The sequence below is a fragment of the Luteibacter mycovicinus genome (assembly GCF_000745235.1).
Lineage (GTDB): Bacteria > Pseudomonadota > Gammaproteobacteria > Xanthomonadales > Rhodanobacteraceae > Luteibacter > Luteibacter mycovicinus.
Window position 1 is genome coordinate 3714791 of sequence record NZ_JQNL01000001.1, and the last position, 26369, is coordinate 3741159.

The window sequence follows — 26369 nt, forward strand, 5'->3', positions numbered from 1 at the left end:
CGATGAATGCGCTCGTCAACAACGGCGACAGCGTCGTACCGGCGAGCGCAGCGGGCCCGAGCCTGGGCGACGCGGACTTCGCCTTCCTTCGCGACTTCGTGCTTCAGCATTGCGGTATCTCGCTAGGCGAGCACAAGCGCCAGCTCGTCCAGGGGCGTCTGCTCCGCCGGCTGCGCACGCTTCGCCTCGACGGTTTCTCGGCGTACTGCGATCTGCTTCGTCGCGATCCGGACGGCGAACTGGGTGAACTGGCCAGCTGCATCAGCACCAACGTCACCTCGTTCTTCCGTGAGATGCACCATTACGACCTGCTCGTGGACGAGCTCCTGCCACGCTGGCTTGAAGAAAAGCGCAACGGTGGACGCCTGCGCATCTGGTCGGCCGGTTGCTCCACGGGCGAAGAACCGTACGCCATCGCCATGGTGCTGGCCGAGGCCATGGAGCGGATGGGCGTCAACATCGACGCGAAGATTCTCGCGACCGACCTGTCACCGCAGGCGCTGGAATTCGGGCGCAAAGGCGTCTACCCGGTCGACCGCCTGACGGGCGTGAGCGAAGCGCGTCGCAAGCGCTGGTTCCTGCGCGGCGAAGGCTCGTTCGACGGTTTCGCCCAGGTGCACCCGCGCCTGCGCGAGCTCGTCACCATCCAGCCGCTCAACCTGCTTCACGACTGGCCCATGCAGGGCAAGTTCGACGCCATTTTCTGCCGCAACGTCGTCATCTATTTCGATAAGCCGACCAAGCAGCGCCTGTTCTCCCGTTATGCCGGCATGCTGGAAAGCCGCGGCTACCTTTTCCTCGGTCACTCGGAATCCATGTACGGACTGTCCGAAGACTTCGACCTCATCGGTCGAACCGTTTATCGGAAACGCACATGACAGACGCGTTCGCGACCCTGCCACGCACGTTCGTCGGCTTCGATCCAAAGAGTGTGCTGCCGGGATTCGAACACGTCCGCCGGTTCTGGGATCCCGCGCAGGAAGTGGTGACGGTCAAGATTCTGCCTGGCGAATACTACGTCAGCACGCAGGAAGAAATGATCTCCACCGTACTGGGATCGTGCGTGTCGGCCTGCGTGCGCGACACGAAACAGCGCATCGGCGGCATGAACCATTTCATGCTGCCCGAGCCCGCGGGCGAGCGTGACAGCTGGAGTTCCACCGTCGGTCGTGCCGCGCGTTACGGCAACGACGCGATGGAGCAGCTGATCAACTCGATCCTCAAAGCCGGCGGCCGTCGTGACGATCTCGAAGTGAAGATCTTCGGCGGCGGGCGTGTGCTGGCGACCATGACCGATATCGGTCAGCGCAATATCGCCTTCGTGCAGCGCTATATCGCCACCGAGAAGCTGCGCCTCTGCGCGGCCGACGTCGGCGACATCTACCCGCGTCAGGTGCAGTTCTTCCCGGTCAGCGGCAAGGTGCGTGTGCGCCAGCTGCGTGCCGCACACGACAACAATCTTGCCGATCGCGAGAAACGATACCTCAAGCGATTGGCTGACGATCCGATAAAGGGAGAGGTGGAGCTTTTCTGACGCGCCGCGCGGAAAGCTTTCCTCAAGACATTCAGTGCCGGTCGGTCCACCGACAGGGACGTTACGCCACCCGAGTTGCCAGAGCCCATGCAGAAAGTACGCGTTCTCATCGTCGACGATTCGGCCCTGGTGCGTAAGGTGCTGTCGACCATGCTCGAGTCCGATCCGGGCATCGAGGTGGTCGGTACCGCCGCGGACCCGCTGATCGCGCGTGAGAAGATCAAGCAGCTCAATCCCGACGTGCTCACGCTCGACGTCGAGATGCCGCGCATGGATGGCCTGACCTTCCTCGAAAACCTGATGCGCCTGCGTCCGATGCCGGTGGTGATGGTGTCGACGCTGACCGAGAAGGGCGCGGACGTCACGCTGCGCGCGCTCGAACTCGGTGCCATCGACTTCTTCACCAAGCCGTCGGCGGACCTCGCCAACACCTTCATGGAGCACGCGCCGGAGATCTGCGCCAAGGTTCGCCTTGCCGCCGGCGCCAAGCCGCGCGAGCGCTCCGAGGTGATGCAGCTGGATCATCCGCGCCACGAACCGCGTCACGACGCCGCTCGCCTCGAAGTGCCGCCGCGCCTTTCCGCCGACGCGGTGCTGCCGCGCGCACAGACCGCCGGCAGTCGTGGCGGCACGCGCATCATCGCCATCGGTGCCTCCACCGGCGGTACCGAGGCCATTCGTGTGGTGCTCGCGGCCATGCCGCCGACCGCACCACCCATCGTCATTACCCAGCACATCCCGGCCGCGTTCAGCGGTCCGTTCGCCGCGCGCATGGATACCTGCTCGGCGATGCGCGTGTGCGAGGCCCGCGACGGGCAGCCGATCCAGCCTGGCCACGCGTACATCGCGCCGGGCAGCCAGCACCTCCTCGTGATGTGGGACGGGGCCAGGCACGTGTGTCGTCTGCACGACGGCCCCCCGGTCAATCGCCACAAGCCGGCGGTCGACGTGCTGTTCCGCTCCATGGCCGCCAGCGTCGGTGCCGCCACCATCGGCGTGCTGCTGACCGGCATGGGCGATGACGGTGCACGCGGCCTCGGTGAACTCAAAGAAATCGGCGCACCCACGCTGGTCCAGGACGAAGCCAGTTCGGTCGTCTGGGGCATGCCGGGTGCCGCCTGGAAAGCCGGTGCCGCCAGCGAGATGCTGCCGCTGGACGCCATCGCCGCGCGCTTGCTCGCGCTCGCCCAAACCCCCGTTTCCGCCGCCGCGCGCGTCGGCACCTGAAGAACGAGACGTCATCATGGTCAATCCCAAGAACGAACGCAGCATCGGCTTCATCGCCAGTGCCATCGCCCTGGTCACCGTCCTGGTGTTCCACGCCGCCTGGGTCGCCCCGGTCGTCGTGGCGCTGCTGACGGCCACCTGGATCGCGATCAGCCTCGTGCCCGCACCGCTGCCCGACGTCGAGGTCGTGCTCAGCTCGACGGCATCCAACGACGAAGCGTCCGTGCGCGAAGCGATGGAAGACGTTCGCAGCGCCATCGTCGACGAGCTCGGTCACGCCAGCCGCGAACTCCATCAGGCACTCGACCTGGTCCGCGACGCGGTCGCCGAACTGGGCGGCGGCTTCAACGGCCTGTCGCACAAGACCGGCAAGCAGCAGAAGCTGCTCAGCCAGATCATCGAAAGCGGCGGCCAGGGCATCTCGGTGCAGGACTTCGCCGATCGCACCGCCGGACTGCTCGAGCATTTCGTCGGCCTGATCGTCCAGCTGTCGCGCGAGAGCCTGCGCATCGTCTACCGCATCGATGGCATGGCGAAGGAAATGGACGCCGTGTTCGCGCTGCTGAAGAACGTCAACACGATCGCCGAAGAGACCAACCTGCTGGCGCTGAACGCGGCCATCGAAGCGGCACGTGCCGGTGAGTCCGGCCGCGGCTTCGCGGTGGTGGCCGGCGAGATCCGCAACCTCGCCCAGCACAGCAACCAGTTCAACGAAAAGATCGGTACCCACGTGGAGCGTTCGCGCACCGCGATGGAACAGCTGCGCGAGCTGGTCGGCCACATGGCCTCGCAGGACATGAACGTGGCGCTGTCGGCCAAGGGCGACATCGACCAGATGATGTCGACCATCACCGAGTCCAACCAGCGCACCAGCGCCGCGGCGGACGAGGCGGCCATGATCAACCGCGGCCTCGGCACGGACGTCTCGACGACCATCCGCTCCCTGCAGTTCGAGGATATCCTCAGCCAGCTGCTGCACCAGACGCGCTCGCGTCTTGTCGAGCTGCAGGAAATCACCGCCGACTGCACACGTGACATCGAAGAACTCGCCTGCGCGCCGTCCGATCCGTCCGAGCTCGGCGCCCGCGCCCAGCGCGTCCGCTCGCGACTGGCCGAACAGCGTGAACGCGCCCGCCTGCGTGCCCGCGGCCCCGCCCTCCAGCAGTCGATGGCTGCCGGCGACATCGACCTGTTCTGAGGGAAGACACCATGGCCATCAACGTCCACAACGATACCGATCACGGCTGCCTGACCCTGCACCTGGGCGAGCGCTTCGACTTCTCCATCCATCGTGCCTTCCACGATGCCTGCCTGGGCGACGTGGCAGCGGCCCGCAGCTACGTGCTGGACCTTGAGCAGGTCACCAGCATGGACAGCTCCGCGCTGGGCATGCTGATGCTTCTGCGCGAGCACGCCGGCGGCGACCGCGCCGAGATCCGCATCGTCAACGCCGGTGCCGACCTGCGTAATACGCTGCGCATCGCTGGCTTCGATAAGCTTTTCACCGTGCACTAAAAGCGGCTCAAAGACCGGCTTCGGTTTCACGGAAACGCCCTGGCTTGCCGGGGCGTTTTTTTGTGGCCCGGTGAATTGCGACGGCGAAGCCGAGCCCGACGAAGAACACGTCGCTTCTCCCATCCGCCAGCCGATTTTCCGACAGAAAAAACGCCGCTTACACGAATTTCGCGTTTCGCTCGATCCAGCGCGTCGTGGCTTTGGCGCCCGTCGACATTTGGCCGAAATCGCGTTGAAGATGCCCGTTTATCCGCCAATTTTGCGTATTTCAGCGCAGGGCCTGCGAGTCTCATGAATTCACCGGCTGTGACGTGGGTCACATTCGATGTTCAGCTCCCACATGGCAGGGGGCGCTACCCAGAGCGCTGTGCGCTCGAGGAGTGAATCATGAGCGAGCACAAATTCAGCAAGGTTCTTACCCGTACTTTCTTCGTCAGCTGCCTGCTCGCAGGCGCGGTGTCGATGACGGCATGCAGCGGTCATGGTTCGACGCGTTCCGGCGGCGGGTCGGGTACCAGTGTCAATCCGAGCGGGCAAGGTGGAACCGGCGGTGGCGGCGATAACGGTGGCGGCACGGGAGGTACCGGCGGCGCCGGCGACAACGGCGGCGGTACGGGTGGCGCAGGCACCGGGGGTACCGCCGGTGGTGGAGCGGGCGGCGGCGGAGCGGGCGGCACCGGCGGCACCGGTGGCGGCGATGGTGGCGGTACCGGCGGTGGCACCGGCGGCGGAACCGGTGGCGGTGGCGATGGCGGCGGAACGGGTGGCGGCGGTACGGTTCCTCCTCCGGTCGTTCGCACCACCGCGGGCACCGCGGCGTCGGGGCTTGGCGGCATCATTGCCGCCATCGGCAACACGGTATCCGACGTCGGTTCGACCATTCCCGGCGTGAGCGTCCTGGGTGGCGCCACGGGCCTCACCGACGGTCTGGGTAACGCCGTCGATGGCCTTGGTGGAGCGGTCACCACTTTGGGCAACGGCGTGACCAGCGGTCTCGGTCAGATCGGCAATACCTCGGATCCGGTCGGTACGACCACGGATACGCTGGACAACGTCGTGACCCAGGTGGGCGGCGCGGTGAACGATCTGGGTGGCGGTGTCAGCACGGTGGGCGCGGGCACGCCGATCACCCCGATCACGGCGGCGGTCGGCACGGCGGTCTCGATGGTCGGCACGGGCGTCGAGCAGCTCGGTTCGTCGCTGGGTGGCGCGCTCAATTCCAACTCGGCCAATGGGCTGACGCAAACGCTCAGCAATGTCGTCACGCCGGTTGCGATGGCTTTGGGTGACAGCGCGTCGCCGATCAACTCGGGCAACCTGGTCGCGGCGGTCGGTACGGGCGGCGGCAATCTTGTCAGTGGCACGAGCACGGGCATCAGTGCCCTGGGCGCCAGTATCGCCGCGGTGCAGGCACCGGGCGCGGCCGGTGGCCTCACCACGACAGCGGGAACGGCGGTACAGAACGTGGGAGCGGCGCTGGCTCCGATCGGCAGCGGGCTTTCCAACGGCCTGGGCAAGGCGGGCACTGGCGCAGGCGACACGGTCGGCACGACGCTCGCGGGTGTGACCAGTGGCGTATCCGGCGTGGGCGCCACGGTCTCCGGTCTCGGCACCGGCGCGCTCGCTCCGCTGGCACCGGTCACCACGGGTCTGGGCAATACGGTCACCGCCGTCGGCAACGGCGCCACGGCAGCGGTCTCTGGCGGCGGTGCATTGTCAGGCGTGACCGGCGGCGTCAGCACGGTCGTCAACACCGTGGCCGCGGCCACTGGCGTGGGTGCCACCGCAGGTGGCGGCTCGACGGGTTCGGCAGGCCTCGGCAATGCGCTGGCCGGTGTGACCAATACCGTGGGCAGCTCGGTCGGCGGTCTGGTCGGTGGCCTCACCGGTGGCGCTTTGCAGAACAACAACGACAACCCGAAGCTCGGCCTCAAAGGCCTGCTGGGTGGTGGCAACCGCTGAAAACTGAAAGCGTGGGAAAAACGGGCGGCGCACACGCGCCGCCCGTTGTCGTAGCAACATGGAAAAAATCAGGGGAAAGTCCATGAATCGATGGTTTGGGTGCCTTCTTGGCATGACCGTCGTGTGTTCCGCGCAAGGGCAGGTCCGCGCCCCTGCCAATCCGTTGCAGACCCTTCCCCGAACGGAAGCGCCGAAGCAGGCGCCCGTGAAGGTCAACGTGGAGGCGCCCACCCAGGCTGTGGAAGCTCTGCTCGCGAGCCACCTGACACCGACGCGTTTCGACGTGACCGGTGTCAGGTCCATTCCGTTCGCGAAAGTCGCGGCGGAATTCGCGCCCATGCGTGGCAAGGACACCTCGGTGCGCGAACTGATCGCCGCGGCCGACCGTGTCACGGCGATGTACAAGCAGGCCGGCTACGCGTTGTCGTTCGCCTTCGTGCCGAACCAGAGCTTCGCCGGCGGCGTCGTGCACATCGCCGTGGTCGAAGGTTACGTCTCCGAAGTCAGCGTGACCGGCGACACCGGCAACATGGATTCACGCGTCCGGGCCATCGCATCGCACGTCGTCGGCGAGCGTCCGCTGCGGCAGGAGACCTTCGAGCGCTATACCCAGTTGCTCGGGCAACTGCCCGGGCTCACGGTCGGTGCCAACGTCCCCCCGCCGACGACGACGGATGGCGCGACGAAGCTCGAGCTCGTCGCCAAACGCCAGCGCTACGACGTCAACTACGGTATGGACTTCAACCATCCTGGCGCGCAGGGTGTCTTTACCCTGCTGGAAAACGGAGCGACACCGCTCGGTGAGCAGCTCAGCCTGTCCACGCTGTTCCCGAACGGGGGAGGACAGCGACTCTATTCGCTCGGTTATATGGAGCCGTTCGGCTCGGAAGGCTGGCAGGGCAAGATCGATGCGACCCGCTATTGGGGCTCCCCCGATACCGATAACCAGTTGCCGGCGTATCTTGATCACCGGCTGACGCAGGATCGTCTGGCGCTCTCCACCGTCTACCCCGTCGTGCTGACCAATACCCGGCGGCTGAGCCTCACGATGGGCATTTATGCGTCCAGACAGGACGACCGTTATCGCAACACGGACAATGGTGCGATGGTGGCGCTGCAGTCCAGCATCCGGGTACTTAATGCGGAACTGGCATGGCTTCAGGCAGGCACGCAGCGTACCGGGCAGTTCAGCATTGCGGCGACGCATGGCTTCGCCGGCATGGGTGCGTACTCGCGTGCGGTAAGCAACAACGGACCGCTGGCGATATCCACCCCCGACGTCAGCTTCACCCGCTACACCATGAACTTCGCCTGGTCGGAGCAGTGGAAACACAAGTTCGGTACCGTGGTTCGCGGGACCGGCCAGTACAGCGACAACGCCTTGCCCTCGACCGAGCAGATCAACTTCGGCGGCCCGAGTTACGCCTATGCCTACGACCCGGGCGATGCCGCGGGGGACAGCGGCTGGGCGGCGTCGGCCGAGGTCAATCGCGGCTTTGTCTCCGGTACGAAGTGGATCAAGTCCGTGGTGCCTTATCTGGTCTACCAGACCGCTCGCGTCTACCTCAATGGCTCACGTCCGCTGATCGACAAGCTGGATTCGGCGGCCGTTGGCGTACGCGTGTCGGACAACAAGCACTACTCCCTGGATTTCGCTCTGGCCAGGCCGACGGGCGACCGTCCCCCGGAAAGCGACGACCGCAAGACCCGGTGGAACCTCACCTTCAGCTACAAGCTGATGTAGTGGCGGCGATGCGCCTTCACGTGGCGTGCCTCGTGCCGACCGGACGTTCACAGCGGCGGCGGCACGATCCACCGACGCCACCTGACCGGAAGCCGCCCTATGCCCCTCTCGTTGACCCCGCCGCCGATCCTTTTCGACGAATCGCTCGAGCACATCGAGGCGGATGAGCCGGAGACCGCGGAGCAGCTCGTCGAGACACTGACGAAGATCAACCAGACCACGCTGGAGCACGAGAAGCACGCGTTCCGCTCGGTGCACGCGAAAAGCCATGGGTTGCTCACCGGTGAGCTGATCGTCCCGGACGATCTCCCCGTGGAACTGGCGCAGGGCATTTTTTCGAAGCCCGGACGGTATCCGCTGGTCATGCGCCTTTCCACAGTGCCGGGCGACATCCTCGACGACAGCGTTTCGACGCCCCGCGGCATGGCGATCAAGATCCTGGGTGTCGAAGGCGAACGTCTTCCCGGCAGTGTCGGCGACGCCACGCAGGACTTCGTCATGGTCAATGGCCCGGCGTTCTCCGCGCCAAACGCGAAGAAGTTCGCCGGCACGCTGAAGCTCGTGGCTGCCACGACCGATCGTGCCGAGGGCGCGAAAAAAGCCTTGTCAGCCGTGTTGCGCGGTACCGAGCGCGTGATCGAGGCCTTTGGCGGCAAGAGTTCCACGCTGCTTGCCCTGGGCGGTCAGCCGGAAACCCATCCGCTGGGCGACACCTACTACAGCCAGGCGCCGATTCGTTTCGGCGACTACGTGGTGAAGGTGTCGGTCGCACCGCACTCGCCGAACCTGACCGCGCTCACGGGTGCGGAGCTCAACGTCAACGGCAAGCCCAACGGCCTGCGTGACGCGATGGTCGAGCACTTCGCCCGCGAAGGCGGTGAGTGGGATCTGCGCGTCCAGTTCTGTACCGATGTCGAGAGCATGCCGATCGAGGACGCCTCGGTGGCCTGGTCGGAAGAAAAGAGCCCGTACATCGACGTGGCGCGCATCGTGCTTCAGCCACAGGAGGCATGGAACGAAGTGCGCCAGCAGGCGATCGACGACGGTCTGTCTTTCAGTCCGTGGCATGGCGTGGCCGCACATCGCCCACTGGGTTCGGTGATGCGTGCCAGGCGCGTGGCGTACATGGTGATGTCGAAGTTTCGTGCGCACCACAATCACCGCACCATCGGTGAGCCGAACTCGCTGGACGACCTCGGGCTCTAGGACTTACCAGCCCATGTAATGGCCGCCGTTGATCGCGAGATTGGATCCGGTGATCCAGCCGGATTCTTCCGAGGTAAGGAACGCCACGGCGTGGGCGATCTCTTCGGGGCGGCCCAGCCGTCCCACGGGGATCTGCGCAACGATCTTGGCGCGGATGTCTTCCGGCACGGCCATGACCATGTCGGTGCCCACGTAACCCGGCGACACCGTGTTGACCGTGATACCGAAGCGCGCGTTTTCCTGTGCCAGCGAGATGGTGAAACCGTGCATGCCGGCCTTGGCCGCGGCGTAGTTGGCCTGGCCGTACTGGCCTTTCTGGCCATTGATCGAGCTGATCTGCACGATACGGCCCCACTGACGCGAGCGCATGCCTTCGATCACCGGGCGGGTGACGTTGAAGCAGGCATTGAGGTTGGTGTTCACCACCTCGGTCCACTGCTGGTAGTCCATCTTGTGGAAGGTGGTGTCGCGGGTAATGCCGGCATTGTTGATCAGGATCTCGACCGGACCGGCCAGCGCCTCGACCTCGCGGACCATGGCTTCGGCGGTGTGCGGCTCGGAGACGTCCCCGGGCACCATGACCACGTCGATGCCGTCGCGGATCATGTCCTCGCGCCAGGCGGCGGCACGGGCTTCGTCGCGGTAATTGGTCGCCACGCGATGACCCTGGCGGGCAAGGTAGCGCACGAGCGCCGTACCGATGCCGCCGGTGCCTCCGGTGACCAGGGCCGTGCGTTGCGTGATCCCTTGCTTCATTTCTGACCTGTTTCGATGGTGGCCCGTTTTTCGGGCAAACGACTTTTATAGCGTCGGGGCGGGGGTAAGACTACTGCGGCGAAGCGACGCAGGCGAAAATCCATCGAGCGCATCGCGCAGGATCCGCTCCGGACGGGTGGCCGCGGAGCGGATGTCCACGCCCAGCCACGCCAGGGCGCGGCGCAGGGCGGGCAGCGGATCCCCGGCATCGACCGGAAGGGACGCAGCCGACTTCGACAGTTTGCGGCCTTCCGCGTCGAGCACCAGGGGCAAATGCAGATAATCCGGTGTGGGCAGGCCCAGCAGGCACTGGAGATGAATCTGCCGGGCCGTCGAGTCGAGCAGGTCGGCGCCACGCACGACCTGGGTGATGCCCTGGTTGCCGTCGTCCAAGACGCAGGCCAGCTGATACGACCAGAGCCCGTCCACACGGCGGATCACGAAGTCGCCCGCCGTTTCCCGGAGGTTTTCGCGCTGGGGTCCCTGGAGGTCGTCGTGCCACGTGACGGTCCGGTCGGGCGTGCGCAGGCGCCACGCGGGCGGGCGTGACGGGTCCGGCGGCGCGATGCAACGTCCGTCCCGATGAATGCCTCCGTGGGTGGCCAGGTCGGTACGGCTGCACCAGCAGGGGAAGACCCGATCGGCCGCCTGCAGGCGTGCGAAGGCGGACTCATAGAGGTCGTTCCGGCGCGACTGGTACGCCGGGGCTTCGTCGGCGATCAGGCCGAACGCCTCCAGCGTGGCGAGGATCGACATGGCCGATCCGGGAACCTCGCGTGGCGGATCGATGTCCTCCACGCGCACCAGCCAGTCACCGCCCGCGCGCCGCGCCATCAGCCAGCTACCCACGGCTGCCACCAGCGAGCCGAAATGCAGGGCGCCGGTGGGGGAGGGAGCGAAGCGTCCCCGGTAGCGTGGAGGGTTCGATGACACGAAAAGTTGAGCAGTTTCTCAAGGCGTGCGGGACGCGGATGACTCAGTGTAGGCGATGACGCCGACGACGGACCCGCGTCGGGGCGCGGCCCGGCTGAACGCGGCGCACGCGGGCATTGAATCGTTCAGCGTCTGCCCCGAAAACTTCGCCAGGGCGGCGCCACACAGCCAGCCGTCATAAGAGAGAAACCCATGTTCAAACGCATCGCTCTTTTCGTTGCCACCAACCTCGCCGTCATCCTTCTGCTGATGTGCGTGACTCATGTGCTGGGTATCGACCAGTGGGCCGCGCAGCGCGGTATGGGTATCGGCGGCCTGATCGTCTTCGCCTCCGTCTTCGGCATGGGCGGCGCCTTCATTTCGCTGGCCATCTCCAAGTGGACGGCGAAGATGAGCACCGGTGCCAGGGTGATCACGCAGCCAGCCAACGAGACCGAGCGCTGGCTCGTCGAGACCGTCCGCCGTCACGCCGAAAAAGCCGGCATCGGCATGCCCGAGGTGGCGGTCTACGACGCCCCGGAGATGAACGCCTTCGCCACGGGCATGAGCCGCAACAACGCCCTGGTGGCGGTCAGCAGCGGGCTGCTCCAGCAGATGGACCGCGAGCAGGTCTCGGCCGTGCTCGGCCACGAGATCGGGCACGTCGCCAACGGTGACATGGTCACCCTCACCCTGATCCAGGGCGTCCTGAATACGCTGGTGATCGTGCTGGCCCGGATCGTCGGCCGCGTGGTCGACAGCTGGATGAGCGGCGGCCGCGAGCGCGACGGGGAGGGCGGCATCGGGTATTTCGTCGTGGTCATGGTGCTGCAGATCGTTTTCGGCCTGTTCGCCTCGATGATCGTCATGTGGTTCTCCCGCTGGCGCGAATTCCGCGCCGATGCCGCCGGCGCCAGCCTGGCGGGGCGCGCATCGATGGTTTCGGCCTTGCAGCGCCTGTCCGGCAACCATGGCGATACCTCCCTGCCGCAGACGATCCAGGCCTTCGGCATCTCCGGCCATCTGGCCTCGGGCTTCAAGCGGCTGTTCATGAGCCACCCGCCGATCGAGGAGCGGATCGCGGCACTGCAGAGGGCGGCCTAACCTTTTTTCCTCACGGAGCCGCCCCCATAATCCGCTGCCAGTCCATCCCATGAAGGAACGGCATCGTGAGCCAGGAAACCCGTAAGTTCGAAGCCGAGGTCGCCCAGGTCCTGCATCTGGTCACCCACTCCCTATACTCGCACAAGGAAATCTTCCTTCGCGAGCTGATCTCAAACGCCTCCGACGCCTGCGACAAGCTGCGTTTCGAGGCCCTGGCGCAGCCCGACCTGAGCGCCGACGACGCGGACCTGCGCATCCAGATCACCTGGGATCCGGATGCCCGCACCATCAGCATCCGCGACAACGGCATCGGTATGAGCAAGGATGAGGTGGTCGCCAACATCGGCACCATCGCGAGCTCCGGCACCCGTCGCTACCTTGAAGCCCTCTCCGGCGAGCAGAAAGCCGACGCGCGCCTGATCGGCCAGTTCGGCGTCGGTTTCTACTCAGCCTTCGTCGTGGCCGACAAGGTCACCGTGATCACCCGCCGTGCCGGCGCCGCGGACGTCGAAGGCGTGCGCTGGGAGAGCGACGGCAAGGGCGAGTACGTGCTCGAGGACATGACGGTCTCCGAGCGCGGCACCACCGTCGTGCTGCACCTGAAGGCGGATGAGGACGAATTCCTCAAGGCCTGGCAGCTGCGCTCGCTGGTCACCAAGTATTCCGACCACGTGGCGTTCCCGATCAGGATGCCCGTCGAAAAGGACGGCAAGCCGGACCCGACCGAGTGGACCACGATCAACTCGGCGTCCGCGCTGTGGTCACGCCCGAAGAGCGAGATCACGGACGAGGAATACCAGAACTTCTACAAAGCCCTGGGCCACGACTTCAACGACGCGCTGGCCTGGACGCATAACCGCGTCGAGGGCAGCCAGAGCTTCACCACGCTGCTCTACGTGCCGGAACAGCCGCCGTTCGACCTCATGGGCGGTGGCGGTCGCGAAGAGCCGAAGGGTCTCAAGCTGTACATCAAGCGCGTCTTCATCATGGACGCTGCCAAAGAACTCCTGCCCACCTATCTGCGCTTCGTGCGCGGTGTGGTCGACGCCGACGATCTGCCGCTGAACGTCAGCCGCGAGATCCTGCAGCAGAACCGTCAGCTGGAGCGCATCAAAGCGGCCTGCACCAAGCGTGTGCTCGATCTGCTGGAGAAGATCTCGCGCGACGAACCGGAGAAGTTCGCCACGTTCCTCGCCGGTTTCGGCAATACGCTCAAGGAAGGCATCGTCGAAGACACCGCCAACCGCGACCGCATCGCCAAGTTGCTGCGCTTTGCCTCGACCAAGGGCGAGGGCTCGGCCAAGACGGTATCGTTCGACGAGTACATCAACCGCGCCGCGGTCGGTCAGGACACCATCTGGTACGTCACCGCCGACAGTTACGCCGCCGCTGCCGGCAGCCCCCAGCTGGAAGCGCTGAAGTCGAAGGACATCGAAGTCCTGCTGATGTTCGACCGCGTCGACGAGTGGATGCTCGGCTACCTCACCGAATACGACGGCAAGCGCCTGCGTAACGTGGCCAAGGGCGAGTTCCCGCTGGACGAGGCCGACAAGGCGAAGCAGGAAGCCGCCAGCGAAGCCGCCGCGCCGCTGATCGATCGCGCCAAGGCGCTGCTCGGCGACCGCGTCGGCGACGTCCGTGTGTCCGCACGTCTTACCGATTCGCCGTCGTGCCTCGCGCTCGCCGACTTCGACCTCGCCCCGCATCTGGCTCGTCTGCTTCGCGAAGCCGGGCAGGACGTGCCGGAGTCCAAGCCGGTGCTCGAGCTCAACCCCGAGCATCCGCTGGTGAAGCGTCTCGCCGCGGAAGCCGATGACACCAGAGCGGCCGATCTCGCCGGGTTGCTGCTCGAGCAGGCCGAGATCACCGCCGGTGCGCAGCTGTCCGACCCCGCCGCCTTCGTGCAGCGGATGAACCGGGTGCTGCTCGGCTAAACGCGCCGAAAAATGTAGGAGCGCGCCTGCGCGCGACACACCTGGCGACCACGTGCCGATGGTGAGCCATGTCGCGCGCGAGGCGCTCCTACATCTGACGGGGCGGGCTGCTATCGTTCGCCCCATGTCAGCCTTGCTCATCCTCTTCGTCTGTCTGGCGCTCGGCATCCTTTGCCGGCGTTACGCCAGCCTGCCCGAGGGGATAGTGCCGGGGATCAACTGGTGGGTGCTGAACGTCGCGCTGCCAGCGCTGGTTCTCGCGCTGGTGCCGCATGTGACGGTCGATGCGCACCTGTGGTTCCCGGTGTTGGGGATGTACGTCACCTTCTTCGGTGCATGGGCGCTTTTCGCGCTGCTTGGCAGGGTGCTGGGCTGGTCGGCGCAGCGGATCGGCTGCCTCACGCTGGTGAGCGGCCTGGGCAACACCTCGTTCATGGGCTATCCGTTGATGGAAGCCCTGCACGGTAAGCCGGGTCTGTCGATCGCGGTCATCGCCGACCAGTTGGGCTGCTTCCCCCTGCTGGCGGCGGGCGGCATCGTGGTCGCGTCGATCTACTCCGGCAAGGGTGCGAGTGTTCCGACCATCGTCCGGCGGGTACTGACTTTTCCGGCCTTTCTGGCCTTGCTCGTGGGTATCGTCGTGAGCGTGTCTGGGGGCTGGCCGTCGGCGATCGAGAAGGTTCTTCTGCAAGTCGGTCAGACCCTGACGCCGCTGGCCCTCTTTTCTGTCGGTTTGCAGTTCAAGCTGCACCTGCGCAGGGAGGAGGCCGGGCCTCTCGCCGCCAGCCTCGGCTGGAAGCTGCTGCTGGCGCCGTTGATCGTCCTGAGTATCGGCCTCGCCGTTGGGGTAACCGGCCTGATACTCACCGTGGGCGTGCTGCAGGCAGCCATGGCACCGATGATTTCGGCGGCGATTCTCGCCGACCAGCACGGACTGGAGCCGCGTCTGGCGAACACCGTCCTGGGCGCAGGCATTCTGCTGTCACTCGTGACCATTCCGCTGGGCAACCTGTTTCTCCCCGCCGGCTGACCGCTTGGATTTCGGGCGGGCCGTCCGCACACTCTTCGCATGACCGATCAGACCAGTTCCGCAGGTGTGCGTGCCGATGTGTGGCTGTGGGCCGCGCGCTTCTTCAAGACCCGCAGCCTGGCCAAGCAGGCGATTGAAGGCGGGAAGGTTGAGCTCAATGAGGGCACCTGCAAGCCCGCCAAGCTAGTGGCCGTCGGCGACACGTTCAAGATCACCCGCGGGGAAGAACGCCTGACCTGCATCGTCGCCGCGTTGTCGGGCAAACGCGGACCCGCACCAGAGGCGCGCAAGCTCTATACGGAAACCGACGAAAGCGTTGCCGAACGCGAACGTCAGCGCGAGGATCGCCGCCTCACCGGCGGTGCGTTGCTGCGCCCGGACTCGCGCCCTGACAAGCATGCACGGCGCCTGATCCAGGACCTGAAGAAAACCCTGTAAATACCGTTCCCATCGGTCATGGCAGGGTGATAGGGCGGCGGAAAAAACTTCGATGACCCTTGACTGCCCTCTGGGATCGGCGCCGCTTGTTCCCGTGACCCTTTCAGTGTCCAATCGGCGGATGCCGGCTGGCAGGATCATTTTCAGGGAACAAGGACAGCATGATGTTTTACGGTCTACGCGAGCGATCCCCTCGATCCATCGCTTCAACGTGCCTATCGGGCGTGGCGGCGCTAGTTTTTCTGTCACTCTGTCCTGCCGTTCGGGCCGCGGACACGTGTGAGTCCACGTTCAAGTCCTCCGGAAGTCTGTTTTCCGGGAAGGTTTTCGAGGCACATTCGATCGCTCCTGGCGTCACGGCGCAGGGCGCAGTCGCGCAGATGAAGGCCGTCGCACCGAGCGAGGACTTTGAAGTCGGCCAGGATATGCTGACCGGATCGACTGCCACGCTTGCTCTCACCAACAAGGCGCAGGCCAATGCGCGAGGATTTCCTGTCGAGTTTTCAGCTGATGACAAGGGGCAACTCGTACTGAAGGCCAGTCTGCCCGCCGGGATGGGGGCCAGTGAAAAGGACATGCGCGCGTCAATGTGCGGCATTCTTGCGCGGGTAAAGTCCGGCGGATCACAGCCGTCCGTCGCGGCTGCAGGCATTTCCGGCGCACCTGCGCTACAAAGTGGATCGGGCGCGTTACCCGACCCCATTTCCCCAGAGGATTCCACACGCCTCTGCGAGGCGAACTTCACAGACGAAACCGATGTGGTCGGTGGAACCCGTTCCGTCTTCGGTACGTGGACATTGACCTCGTCCGGAGAAGACGCGCGGCAAGCTCTGGCTCGTCTCAAGGCGTTCCTCGCCAAGACCCCGGACGCGCGCATGGTTCGGGAGGAGTATCACGGCAAGAAGGGCGCCATGGACATTGCGCTCACTAGTGCCGCCTACGTTCGCTCGACGATCATGGATGTGCCCGATGTCAGGCCGTTTCCCGTGCGAGTGGAGTTCGATGGCGACATGGGGGCGGCATCTCTCGTGCTTCGTACGTTCTCGAAGCAGCAAGGGTCGCGCGACGTGCTTCGCACTGCGGCTTGCGCCATGGTGGCAGCCGCAGTGGCTGGCGCCGCCCCGTCATCACCCAGCCGCACTGGGAGTGCCTCGCGGTTCCGAAACCCGTTCAAGCAGGCCGAAGATCCTGCGATGGCGAAACGCACGGACGACCTGAAACGCCGCAACGATGGTATCGAAGCGCTTTTCGTGCGTGCGATCCATGCCGGCAAGGCGTTTGTCGCTGTGCCATCCCTGTTCGTATCCAAGAAATACCAGGCCATGGGAGTCGACAAGCTCAGGGAAGAACAACTGGTCAATTACTGGATCGACCTCACGGCTACGACTGAGTGGCGTCGTACGGATGATCCGGCCGATGTACTGCGTACGGGCTCCATGTCGAGCATGATCGAGCAGGGCTTGCATGGGTTTGCGTACAGGTACCCGGGCGGCAGCGGCAACTCGGAGTATGGCCTGTTTATCGTGGATCCCGGCACCTATGACTTGAAAGGCACCAGCGCAGAGTTTCGCCGTTCGCCCATGCCGGACATGTCGGGGAAGGCTGCTTCGGCGAGGTCGCCGTTGGGCACGGCATCGTTTGTGTCCACGCAGGATACCGAGTACTACAAGACCCAGGTGTGGCAGAGCGCCACGTATCAAAACGGCAGTTATACCGGCACCTATTGCGCCCTCATGGATGCCACGACGGGCGGATGCGCCGGCTTCGACGTCGGCACCCGAAGCTATTCGAAGCAGGCGACCGCAGGGGGATACCAGACCGTGCTGCGCGACAAGCAAGTCAGCGGGCTGCTGGTCACGACGCAGCTGTTGCATCCGTTTGCGTCGTTCCGGGTCGGCAAGGGCGATGTGGTTTATGTCGACGGTTTTGTCGTGGACGGCGCCAGTGTCGTCATCGATCACGACGCATGCAGGCAGTCCGATGGCGACATGGCGACCTGCGCCCTGAAGTCGTTCAACCTGTTGCGTATCCCCGCCACGGCTGAGCATGTTGCGGAATGGCAACGAAGCGGTTTGCTTGCTCCATCGCTGGCTGACCTGCTCCGCGCGGCGAAGCCGGCCAGGCTGACGCTCGGTGCCGGCGTTAGCGCCCTGCCTCAGAAGCCAGGTACGTTCGAGTCCGGTTGGGCGACGCGCTACGCTCTGGAAGGCAGGTAGATAAAAACCGCCCCCCGAATTCCAACCCCGGGCTGCTGACTCGGGATGGGAGCGGGGGGCGTCACGGAGCCGAAGATGGAGAGTCGTAAGACTCCGTGAAATGGAACGACCCCACTATAAGAACAGACGTCGCTTAGTGGAATTCGATTGTTCAGATCGATCCCATAGGGTCCTTCAATGGTTCAGCGCAGCATTTTCCGCAGCCTGTAAAGCTGATCCAGCGCCTCCCTGGGTGTGAGGTCATCCGGATCGACCGCCCGCAGTGCCTCCTCGACCGGCGACGGCAACGGAGGCGCGAACAACCCCATCTGCGGCGCCGCGGCAGGCGGTGTCGCGACGGCCGCCGTGACCTCGTGGCCCTGCTCGAGCGCAGCCAGATAACGACGCGCGTCCGCGATCACGGCCTTGGGCAAACCTGCCAGCGCGGCCACCTGCAATCCGAAACTTCGATTGGCCGGGCCATCTTTCACCGTGTGCATGAAAACCAGCTGCTCGCCGTATTCGACCGCGTCGAGATGCACATTGGCGATCGTGCGGTAATCGCCGGCCAGTTCCGTGAGCTCGAAGTAGTGCGTGGCGAAGAGCGTGTACGCACAGCTCGTCGCCGCAAGATGCACCGCTGCCGCGCGCGCCAGCGACAAGCCGTCGTACGTGCTGGTACCGCGACCCACTTCGTCCATCAGTACGAGGCTGCACTCGGTCGCGTTATGCAGGATGTTAGCGGTCTCGCTCATTTCGACCATGAAGGTCGACTGGCCTCGCGACAGGTCGTCACCCGCGCCGATACGCGTGAAGATGCGATCGATCGGTCCGATCGTCGCGCCCGACGCGGGCACGTAACTGCCGACGTGCGCGAGCAGGACGATCAGCGCGTTCTGGCGCATGTAGGTCGACTTACCGCCCATGTTCGGGCCGGTGATCACGAGCATGCGACGATCGCTGTCCAGTGCGAGGTCATTCGGCTCGAAAGGCTCGTCGCGCACCTTCTCCACGACGGGATGGCGGCCGCGGTCAATGCGGATGCCGGGCACGTCGGTGAGTTCGGGCGCGGCCCAGTCGAGCGTCTCCGCGCGATCGGCGAGGTCCGCCAGTACGTCCAGTTCAGCCATCGCCGAGGCGGCGATCTTCAGTTCCGGCAGGCGTTCGGTGAGCTTGTCGAGCAGCAGTTCGTACAGGGCTCGCTCGCGCATCAGCGACCGTTCCTTTGCCGACAGCACCTTGTCTTCGAACTGCTTCAGTTCTTCGGTGATGTAGCGCTCGGCGTTCTTTGTCGTTTGCCGCCGCGTGTAGTGCTGTGGCGCCTTCTCGGACTGCGCCTTGGAGATTTCGATGTAATAGCCGTGTACGCGGTTGTAGCCGACCTTCAGCGTGGCGATGCCGCTGGCCGCTTTCTCGCGCTCCTCCATGTCGACGAGGAACTGGTCGGCATTGGTGGAGAGCTGGCGCAGTTCGTCGAGTTCGTCGTCATAGCCTTCGGCGAGCACGCCGCCGTCGCGCAGGAGCACCGGCGGTTGCGCGATCACCGCACGGGCGAGCAGTGCCGCGGTTTCCGCGTGGTCGCCGATACGCTCGACCAGACTGTGCAGCAAGGGGCTGTCCAGGCCGGCGATGTCTTCGCGCAATGCCGGTGCGGCAGCCAGGCCGTCGCGTAAGGTGGACAGATCGCGCGGACGCGCGGAACGCAGTGCCACGCGCGCCAGGATGCGCTCGAGGTCGCCGATACCGCGAAGGCGTTCGCGCAGCGTCGCATGACGGCGCGTATCGATCAGGCTCCCGATCGCCTGATGGCGTCCGCGCAGGACGGTGCGATCGCGCAGCGGACGATTGAGCCAGCGACGCAGCAGACGCGCACCCATCGGCGTCACCGTCTCGTCGAGCACGCCGAGCAGCGTGTTCTCGACGCGGCCGCTCTGGTGCGTGTCGATTTCCAGGTTACGGCGCGTGGCGGCGTCCATGGCGATCGTCTCGCCCGCGTTTTCCACGGCCATGCCGGTGAGATGGGGCAGGGCGGCCTTCTGGGTTTCTTCGACGTAGCCGAGCAGACAACCCGCGGCGGCAACGGCAAGCGGCATACCGTCGACGCCGAAGCCACGCAGGTCGCGCGTTCTGAAGAAGCGGCAGAGCTCACGCGTGGCGGCATCCCCGTCGAAATGCCACGGCTGGCGCTTGCGCAGGCCCGGCAGCGAGGAGACCAGCTTCGGCCATGCGACGTCCTCACCGACCAGCGTTTCGGCCGGCTGCAGGCGTGCGAGTTCGGCGGCAAGACCTTCGGCGCTGCCCACTTCGGTCAGCAGAAAACGCCCGGTCGACAGGTCGACCCATGCCAGGCCATAGCCTGTCTGGCCAGCGGCGATGGACAGCAGCAGATTGTCGCGGCGCTCTTCCATCAACGCCGCATCGGTCACGGTACCCGGGGTGACGATGCGGACGACCTCGCGCTTCACGGGCCCCTTGGAGGTGGCCGGATCGCCGATCTGTTCGCACAGCGCCACGGACTCACCCAGCCTGACCAGACGCGCCAGGTAATTCTCGACCGCGTGATAGGGCACGCCGGCCATCGGAATGGGGGCGCCCGCCGACTGGCCGCGCTGCGTCAGGGTGATATCGAGCAGCCGCGCCGCCTTGCGGGCGTCGTCGTAGAACAGCTCGTAGAAGTCGCCCATCCGGAAGAACAGCAGGATGTCCGGATACTCCGCCTTGGCCCCGAGGTACTGGCGCATGAAGGGCGTATGCCCGGCGGCCGAGCGGTCGTCGTCTGGTAAAGCCATGATTTTCCGAGGGGTTGCGATGGGGCAGGGCGCCTGTGATGGCGCGCTGGCCGTGCATGATACCGCCCGGCGCGATTCTCTACAGATCACGCGCTGAGTTAGGATTCCGGTCGCCCGACGTCGCGAGGCGTGGACTCAGCGCTGAGTCGTTGCGGAGCGCAAACAAGGAGAAGTGAATGAGCAGGATTCTGATCGGGTGCTTATTGCTGCTGTTCGTCGGCAGTGCGGTAGCGGAGCAGGTACGAAACCCCTATCTGCCCACCCAGGGCGGAGTCACGGAGGGCTATACCGCTTGTCTCCTTGCCGCCGGCAAAGGCGACCATAACGTCTGCCTGGCGTCGGAATTTGACCATCATCAGGCCACGCTGGATATCGAATATTCGGTACTTTTCAGCAAACTCGACCCGGCGGCCCAGCAAGCACTGGATGCCGAGCAGAAGCGGTGGGTAGCCGACCGGGCGAAAAGCTGCGGGGTCGCGGACACACCCGAGGGCGTTGCGAAGAACGCATGCGCGGTCAGCCGGACGCTACAGCGCGCTCATGTCATTGACGGGCGGCTCAACGCTTTCGGACCCGGTGACGCGTCGGTGGTGGGAAAGTGGGGATACCGCAGCCGATGCGACATGGGTCATTTCGTCGAATTCGCGGCTACGCAGCAGGGAACCGACGTCAAAGGCACCTGGTCGGACGGCACGGATACCGGGGGTAACGACGGTGAGTTCAGCGGCGCGTGGCGCAGTGGTCGCTTGTATGTTCGCTTTTGCGCCAACGCGGCAGAGCGAGGCGGCTATCCCGTTTGCTCCGCATATGGCAATGAAGATGCTTACTTCGTGCCGGAGGCCGGCAAGCTTGTCTGGTATCGCTCGAGTGGACCAGCCTCCGACCACGTCTTCGAGAAGTATGTCTCGCTGAATCGCAAGCCGCAGAACGGTGAGATACCGTTCGACATGCACTGTTCGTCATCGAACTAGGCGACGACGAAGCATCTCTGGCGCGCGCGGAACGCCGGGGGCGCCAGAGATGCTTCGTATCGCTGCATCAGATCGCGACAGCCGCCGACACGTCAGCCGTACGGCGACGCGCCAGCGCCAGATTCGACTTGGCGCGGTCGAGCACCACGTACAGGAACAGGCCCGGGTACTTCGCGACCGGATTGATCACGTGGTACTGCTTTTCCAGCGTGATCAGCATGTCTTCGATCGCTTCCTTGATGCCCAGCGACTGCATCGTCTTCATCTTCGCGCGGACCACTTCGGTGTTACCGGCGGCGGCGATGTCGAGGTCGAAGGTGCCGGTGTTGCCTGCGGTGCCGAGGCACATGCCGCTGTTGGAGTCGACCAGCGCGGCGCAGACGGCGCCATCGGTGGTCATCAGTTCGGCGAGCGATTCTTGCAGAGTAGCCATGGTGTTTCCCCTTGTTTGTGTTCGTAGGTTGTTCCGGTCAGGGCCGGAGCGATTCGCGGATCTGGGTGGCGCATTCGCGGATAGCCCACAGGCTGCTGCCCAGGAGCACGTCCGCGCGGGCGACGAGTGCGAGTACGTAGTCGCTTCGTTCGCCACGGATGGAAACGACCTGCATCTGCCGGTCGCTGAACTGGAGGCTGATGATTTCCAGCCCGCCCGCATCGATCTGCGCGCCGGCCGCTTCACCCAGCGCGCAAAGCGAGCTCATCACGGCCGCGACGCGGTTCTGCATGGTCTCGTCCAGCGCACCCGAGAAGGCCGATGGAAACCCGTCAGCCGTGGCCAGCATCGCCCCTTCGGCTCCATTGATCCGTTCGATCATCCCCGACAGGAACTGCTCGAGCACGAAACGCTGGGTACGGGACAACGACGACATCGGCGCAGCAAATGAGGTGTTCATGGGGCGAGTTCCAGGGCAGCGCCGTCCGTGCGGCCTTCCAGCTGCACGAACAGTACGTCGAGAAGCAGGTGGACGTCTGCGCGCTGGCGCACGTCTACGGAAAAAACCGGGGTGGTGTAACCGCGGGAGGCGAGATGTTCGATGAAGTCGTCCGTCGGGACGGCACCGGGCACGTCACCGCGACCCACACCGAGCACGGCTCGCTGATCGCGCAGCAGGTGCCCGAAAGCCTCCAGGAACGGGTCGAGGGCGGCCAGTGCGTCGGGCGCCGCGGCGTCGGCCAGCAGGACCGCCCCCAGCGCGCCCTTGCCGACCATGGGCCACATGAAGGAGAAGCGGGTCTGTCCGGGCACGCCGTAGAGGCGCAACAGACCGCCGCCCTCGATCACGACCTCGCCGTAGTCCAGAGCGACCGTGGTCGACGCCTTGGCGTGCGCCTCGCGGTCCGTATTGCGCACCTCGGTGACGACCGGTGGCTTGCTGCTGATCGCGGTAATCGCGGTCGTCTTGCCAGCCCCCATGGGGCCGATGAAGACGAGCTTGTAATCCTTGCTCATCGGCTCGCTTCCTTCATGCCCAGGGCGCGGCGGATCGCACCGACCGCCGCATACAGGCGGCTCGGTGCGGCAGCGATGACCGGGGGTGGTGTGTCGTCGATGTCGGCGGTGACCTCCAGCCATCCGCACAGTCGGCAGCCGGCGAGGAAAACGAGGAGATCGTCGCGATCTTTCGAAAAGGTCGTGAGCAGGGCATGCAGCGAGGTCGGCTGACGGGTCAGGCGGGACGCCACATGAAGAAAGGTGTCGCGTCGCTCGAGCGAACCGAAGTCCGGCCAGCGCCGCAGCTTGAGGCGGCGGTCGCCGGGAATGCCCAGCGCGTCGGGTTGCCAGTTGCCGGTCAGCGCCAGCGCCCACAACACGTGCGCTAGCGATGAGCGTACGGCCGTCGACGGCGGAATGCCGCGTGGCACGCTGGACAGCATCACCTGACCCTCGCCAAGTACTTCGGCGAGGCGACCTACGGCCGACGGCGCCAGCCAGGCGCAGCGATTGGCCGGGTCGAGCAGAGCGGTCGGGCCCGATGCCGTAGACACGTGGACCATGCGGTCGCGCGTTTCCGCTCGTGCCACTTCGTCCAGCCAGCGATCGAGCGGGCTGGGAGGAAGGGCGGCGGTCATGTGAGGCGAATTCGCGGCGGCGGGCAGGTCGCGCACCGGCGTGCGAAGCAGCGACATCACATCGGACATCTGGCTGATGTTGGGCCAGCGATCCAGGAAGATGGCGGGAACCGACGAGGCGCGACGCGGACCCGCGATGACACAGCGCGGGCCGCCACGGACGGCGGGCGGGAGGTCGCCCAGGCTCACCGCGAAGAACACGTCGCATTTCTCACGTGGCGCGGTGTGCCATGTGATGCCCGCCAGACGGAGTCCCGCACGTAGCAACATGGCGTCGCCCAGCGGCATGGGGCCAAAGGCGATGGCAAGGGCGGCCTCGCTCATGCGGCCCCCGTTCCGACCAGGGTGCGATCGCGACGCTCGCGGACGATACCCACGAGCCAGCGCACCTCGTTGTGATCGTCCGACACCGGCGAGACGTAAAGCTCGTTATCGAACGCTTCGCCATTCTTGCGGTAATTGCGGACCACGACCTGGGTGGCCTGCTTGAGTGAGATCGCACGACGCAGCGCCGAAATCGCCTGGGGATCCGAATCCGGACCCTGCAGGAAGCGGCAGTTGCGCCCGATGCACTCCGCGGCTGTGTAACCGGTCAGCTGTTCGAAGCGACGGTTGACGAAAGCGATGGGCTGATCGACCGCCTGTGCGTCGACCATGATGACGCCCGCACCGATCGCCTCGAGCGTGCTCTGCAGATCGCTGAGACGTCCGCGGCTGACGCCGAAAAGACTGACATCCATGACGCTGATGACGCGGAACCGCTCGCCCCGCTGAGTGACGGTACGCGCCTGGAAGAGAAGAAATTTCTCAATCGCGCCATCGCGGCGAAGCTGGCCTTCGGTGCTCAGCTCCGCACTGTCGATGTCCAGCAAGGGGGCGGCCTGGGGCAGCATGAGGGTGGCCGGCATGCGAAGGCGCAGCTCCGCGCCGAGCAGGTCCTTTTCATTGATGCCCAGCCGATCAGCGAAATCACCGGCCGTCTGTACGACCCGACCCGATGCGTCGGTGATGCAGAGGCCGAGCCGGGTGGCCCGTAATCCCTCACGAAGAAGCGCGTTCTCTGCTTCCAGATAGTCCATGACTCGCGTAACCCCTGTCCGGCGTGCGATTGGATCGATTTAGGTGATTTTGCCGAATTTTACTACTTAAGTGTGATGCAGTGCTCATTGACGGCCGACTTCGGCTCGGCTTTAGGCCGCACATGTGAAGACGCCCCCGGAGGGGGCGTCTGGTTTCGTTCGCTATGCGCGACCAGATGGCACGACTGGTCAACCCAGTCGTGCCATTTATGTGCATTCTGAGGTACGAGCGGATGGCGTGCTGTGACCGGCATCCGCTTATTGAAAATCGTCCCTCGGGTCACCCTCCCGTCATGTCCGGGAGGGGGCGCTCTGCACAGCTTCGTGGTTCTGCGTGATCGACTGCGACGGCTGGGCCTGCTGGCGCGCCAGGTCGCTCGCAACGAATGCCTCGGCGCTGCTCTGCGCCAAGGGTGTATTGGCCGCTTTCACCACATCGACCTCCGCATGCTGCTTGAAGGGCGAGTTCTCGGCGCCCTGCATGGCATAGACCTTGGTCGCGTCCTGGTTGAGCACGACCTGATCGATGCTCCTCATCCCGGCGACGGTCGCTGCCGACGTGAGCGAGCCCGCGATGTTGGTGGTGTGCGGGCCGGACTCGCGGCCATGCTGTGCATCGAGACCCTGCACACGGTCGAGCGCCTGACGGAACATGCCGTTGGCGGGATGGCTTGCGTCGGCGAGTGACGGTACGCCCGCCTGGCGTTGCGCGCTATCGATCGCCTGGAAGGTCTTCGGGCCTGCAATACCGTCGGCCTCGAGGCCATGCGCACGCTGGAAAGACTGCAACGCTTCCCTGGTCTGCGTACCGAAGTGTCCGTCCGCGGCAAGCGGGCGCCCGTTCGAGCCGGTGATGCCCTGATCGCGCAGGTGGGCTTGCAACGCTTCGACCGACGCGCCCGTGGCGCCTTCGCGCAGCGAAGCCGCCGTCGGCGAGTGTGTTGCGGAGGGTGTTGCCGGTGCCGGTGCCGGTGCCGCCGGTGCCGCCGGTGCTGCCGGCGTTGCGGCGGGCTGCGCCTTGTCATGCTGCAGGTTCTGTTCGAGCGCCTTCAGCGTGGCCGGTCCAACGATGCCGTCCGCCTTGAGATGATGGTCCGTCTGGAACCGCTCGATGGCGAGCTTGGTTTCCTTGCCGGCGTGGCCGTCCACGACCAGTGGCTTGCCGTTGGTGTCGGTGTAGCCATGGGCGTTGAGCAGGGTCTGGACGTGCTCGGCTTTCTCTTTGCTCATCCGGTGGCCGCCGCCACCGGCCAGCGGGATCGGATCCGGACCGCCGGGCTTGTATCCCTTGTCGAGCGCGCCTTCCCATGCCTGCGCGGCGTTCTTACGCTCGGCAAGGCCGTTGTGGCCGCCATTGATGTCCTTGCAGGCGCCTGTGACATCGGTCTGATGACCGTGGGGCTGGACGCGATCCTTCCAGTAGTGGATGGCGATCTTTGCGGCGACATCGCGATCGGCGGCCAGCTCGGGGTGGTTGACCAGATCAAGCCCCAGCTCCTTGCCGACGGCCTCGTAGTTCGCACGGCCGGTTAGCTGCACATAGCCGCGACCGTGGAATTTCCAGCCGTCGCCCGGCTCGGTGTTTCCAAGATTTTTCTTGCCCCAGCCACCGCCGTAGATTTCGTTGGCGATCGCCTCCTGACCACCCGCGGCGACCTTGTTGGCTTCAGCGAGCGTGTTCATCCCGTTGCGGCCGGGGAAGACTTCGAGCAGGCGACTGCCGGAGTAGCCCAGGCCTTCGTTCATGCTCGAGTAGCCTCCGCACTCCACCTGCATCTGGCCCATGAAATTGGCCAGTTCCCTGGGGTCGGTAATGCCCGCCTTCGTGGCGGCGTCCATCAGATAGTCGGCGTTTTCTTTCGCGGACATGGTGTAACTCCTGGTTGACTTAAAAGGGAAGGTC

The 26369-nt window shown here is 65.2% G+C and carries 23 protein-coding genes; 14 read left to right on the forward strand and 9 right to left on the reverse strand.

What is annotated here, in order from left to right; all coding sequences use genetic code 11:
* The first annotated feature begins 2 nt into the window (after positions 1-2).
* From FA85_RS16355 to FA85_RS16390, 8 genes are all read left to right on the forward strand, one after another.
* Positions 3-878 (forward strand): CheR family methyltransferase, encoded by an 876-nt coding sequence (locus FA85_RS16355; RefSeq protein WP_036114839.1) that lies wholly within the window; start codon positions 3-5, stop codon positions 876-878.
* On the forward strand, positions 875-1534 hold the full coding sequence (gene cheD / locus FA85_RS16360; RefSeq protein WP_051943858.1) for a chemoreceptor glutamine deamidase CheD: 660 nt from the start codon (positions 875-877) through the stop codon (positions 1532-1534). Before FA85_RS16355 ends, cheD begins: the two co-directional genes overlap by 4 nt.
* 87 nt (positions 1535-1621) lie before the next feature.
* Positions 1622-2761 carry a protein-glutamate methylesterase/protein-glutamine glutaminase gene (locus FA85_RS16365; protein WP_036114835.1) on the forward strand — a complete coding sequence of 380 codons (1140 nt, stop codon included), beginning with the start codon at positions 1622-1624 and terminating at the stop codon, positions 2759-2761.
* A gap of 16 nt (positions 2762-2777) precedes the next feature.
* Positions 2778-3959, forward strand: a complete 1182-nt coding sequence (locus FA85_RS16370; protein ID WP_036114832.1) for a methyl-accepting chemotaxis protein — start codon at positions 2778-2780, stop codon at positions 3957-3959.
* 11 nt (positions 3960-3970) lie between these two features.
* Positions 3971-4276, forward strand: a complete 306-nt coding sequence (locus FA85_RS16375; RefSeq protein WP_176167735.1) for an STAS domain-containing protein — start codon at positions 3971-3973, stop codon at positions 4274-4276.
* A gap of 387 nt (positions 4277-4663) precedes the next feature.
* Positions 4664-6238, forward strand: coding sequence for a collagen-like triple helix repeat-containing protein (locus FA85_RS21070; protein ID WP_051943856.1), 1575 nt, complete (start codon positions 4664-4666; stop codon positions 6236-6238).
* An 82-nt stretch (positions 6239-6320) separates the two neighbouring features.
* Positions 6321-7982, forward strand: a complete 1662-nt coding sequence (locus FA85_RS16385; RefSeq protein ID WP_197056556.1) for a ShlB/FhaC/HecB family hemolysin secretion/activation protein — start codon at positions 6321-6323, stop codon at positions 7980-7982.
* Between the two features lie 99 nt (positions 7983-8081).
* Complete coding sequence (locus tag FA85_RS16390; protein WP_036114827.1) at positions 8082-9188, forward strand: catalase family protein; 1107 nt, start codon at positions 8082-8084, stop codon at positions 9186-9188.
* Between the two features lie 3 nt (positions 9189-9191).
* On the opposite strand, the gene phbB is transcribed toward FA85_RS16390, so the two are convergent.
* Positions 9192-9932 (reverse strand): acetoacetyl-CoA reductase, encoded by a 741-nt coding sequence (gene phbB, locus FA85_RS16395; RefSeq protein WP_036118085.1) that lies wholly within the window; start codon positions 9930-9932, stop codon positions 9192-9194.
* A gap of 57 nt (positions 9933-9989) precedes the next feature.
* The gene (gene gluQRS, locus FA85_RS16400; protein WP_036114825.1) at positions 9990-10877 is read right to left on the reverse strand and encodes a tRNA glutamyl-Q(34) synthetase GluQRS; all 888 of its coding nucleotides are present in this window, start codon (positions 10875-10877) and stop codon (positions 9990-9992) included.
* Positions 10878-11069: 192 nt separating this feature from the next.
* On the opposite strand from gluQRS, the gene htpX reads away from it, so the two are divergent.
* The 5 genes from htpX to FA85_RS16425 all read left to right on the forward strand — a co-directional run bounded on the left by htpX (position 11070) and on the right by FA85_RS16425 (position 17578).
* A complete protein-coding gene (htpX, locus tag FA85_RS16405) occupies positions 11070-11960 on the forward strand; it encodes a protease HtpX (protein ID WP_036114822.1) in 891 nt (296 codons plus the stop codon).
* 65 nt (positions 11961-12025) lie between these two features.
* On the forward strand, positions 12026-13894 hold the full coding sequence (gene htpG, locus FA85_RS16410) for a molecular chaperone HtpG (RefSeq protein ID WP_239708994.1): 1869 nt from the start codon (positions 12026-12028) through the stop codon (positions 13892-13894).
* Positions 13895-14018: 124 nt separating this feature from the next.
* Positions 14019-14924, forward strand: a complete 906-nt coding sequence (locus FA85_RS16415) for an AEC family transporter (RefSeq protein WP_197056558.1) — start codon at positions 14019-14021, stop codon at positions 14922-14924.
* 39 nt (positions 14925-14963) lie between these two features.
* Entirely contained in the window at positions 14964-15362 is a 399-nt protein-coding gene (locus tag FA85_RS16420; RefSeq protein WP_036114816.1) for an RNA-binding S4 domain-containing protein, read from the forward strand.
* A gap of 380 nt (positions 15363-15742) precedes the next feature.
* A complete protein-coding gene (locus FA85_RS16425; protein ID WP_156108783.1) occupies positions 15743-17578 on the forward strand; it encodes a hypothetical protein in 1836 nt (611 codons plus the stop codon).
* A 182-nt stretch (positions 17579-17760) separates the two neighbouring features.
* Here FA85_RS16425 and mutS read toward each other — a convergent pair whose 3' ends face one another.
* Complete coding sequence (gene mutS, locus FA85_RS16430) at positions 17761-20346, reverse strand: DNA mismatch repair protein MutS (protein ID WP_036114809.1); 2586 nt, start codon at positions 20344-20346, stop codon at positions 17761-17763.
* A gap of 176 nt (positions 20347-20522) precedes the next feature.
* On the opposite strand from mutS, the gene FA85_RS21075 reads away from it, so the two are divergent.
* Positions 20523-21317: a lysozyme inhibitor LprI family protein gene (locus tag FA85_RS21075; protein WP_051943854.1), complete on the forward strand. Its 795-nt coding sequence runs from the start codon at positions 20523-20525 to the stop codon at positions 21315-21317.
* A 67-nt stretch (positions 21318-21384) separates the two neighbouring features.
* On the opposite strand, the gene FA85_RS16440 is transcribed toward FA85_RS21075, so the two are convergent.
* The 6 genes from FA85_RS16440 to FA85_RS22640 form a co-directional block, all read right to left on the reverse strand.
* Positions 21385-21750: a hypothetical protein gene (locus tag FA85_RS16440; RefSeq protein ID WP_036114807.1), complete on the reverse strand. Its 366-nt coding sequence runs from the start codon at positions 21748-21750 to the stop codon at positions 21385-21387.
* Positions 21751-21787: 37 nt separating this feature from the next.
* Positions 21788-22210, reverse strand: a complete 423-nt coding sequence (locus tag FA85_RS16445) for a roadblock/LC7 domain-containing protein (RefSeq protein WP_036114805.1) — start codon at positions 22208-22210, stop codon at positions 21788-21790.
* Positions 22207-22767 (reverse strand): GTP-binding protein, encoded by a 561-nt coding sequence (locus FA85_RS16450; protein WP_036114803.1) that lies wholly within the window; start codon positions 22765-22767, stop codon positions 22207-22209. Before FA85_RS16450 ends, FA85_RS16445 begins: the two co-directional genes overlap by 4 nt.
* Complete coding sequence (locus tag FA85_RS16455; RefSeq protein WP_036114800.1) at positions 22764-23711, reverse strand: hypothetical protein; 948 nt, start codon at positions 23709-23711, stop codon at positions 22764-22766. The genes FA85_RS16450 and FA85_RS16455 overlap by 4 nt, the downstream gene beginning before the upstream one ends.
* Complete coding sequence (locus FA85_RS21080) at positions 23708-24466, reverse strand: PAS domain-containing protein (protein ID WP_051943852.1); 759 nt, start codon at positions 24464-24466, stop codon at positions 23708-23710. The genes FA85_RS16455 and FA85_RS21080 overlap by 4 nt, the downstream gene beginning before the upstream one ends.
* A 291-nt stretch (positions 24467-24757) precedes the next feature.
* Positions 24758-26335 carry a peptidoglycan-binding protein gene (locus FA85_RS22640; RefSeq protein ID WP_051943850.1) on the reverse strand — a complete coding sequence of 526 codons (1578 nt, stop codon included), beginning with the start codon at positions 26333-26335 and terminating at the stop codon, positions 24758-24760.
* Positions 26336-26369: the final 34 nt, after the last annotated feature.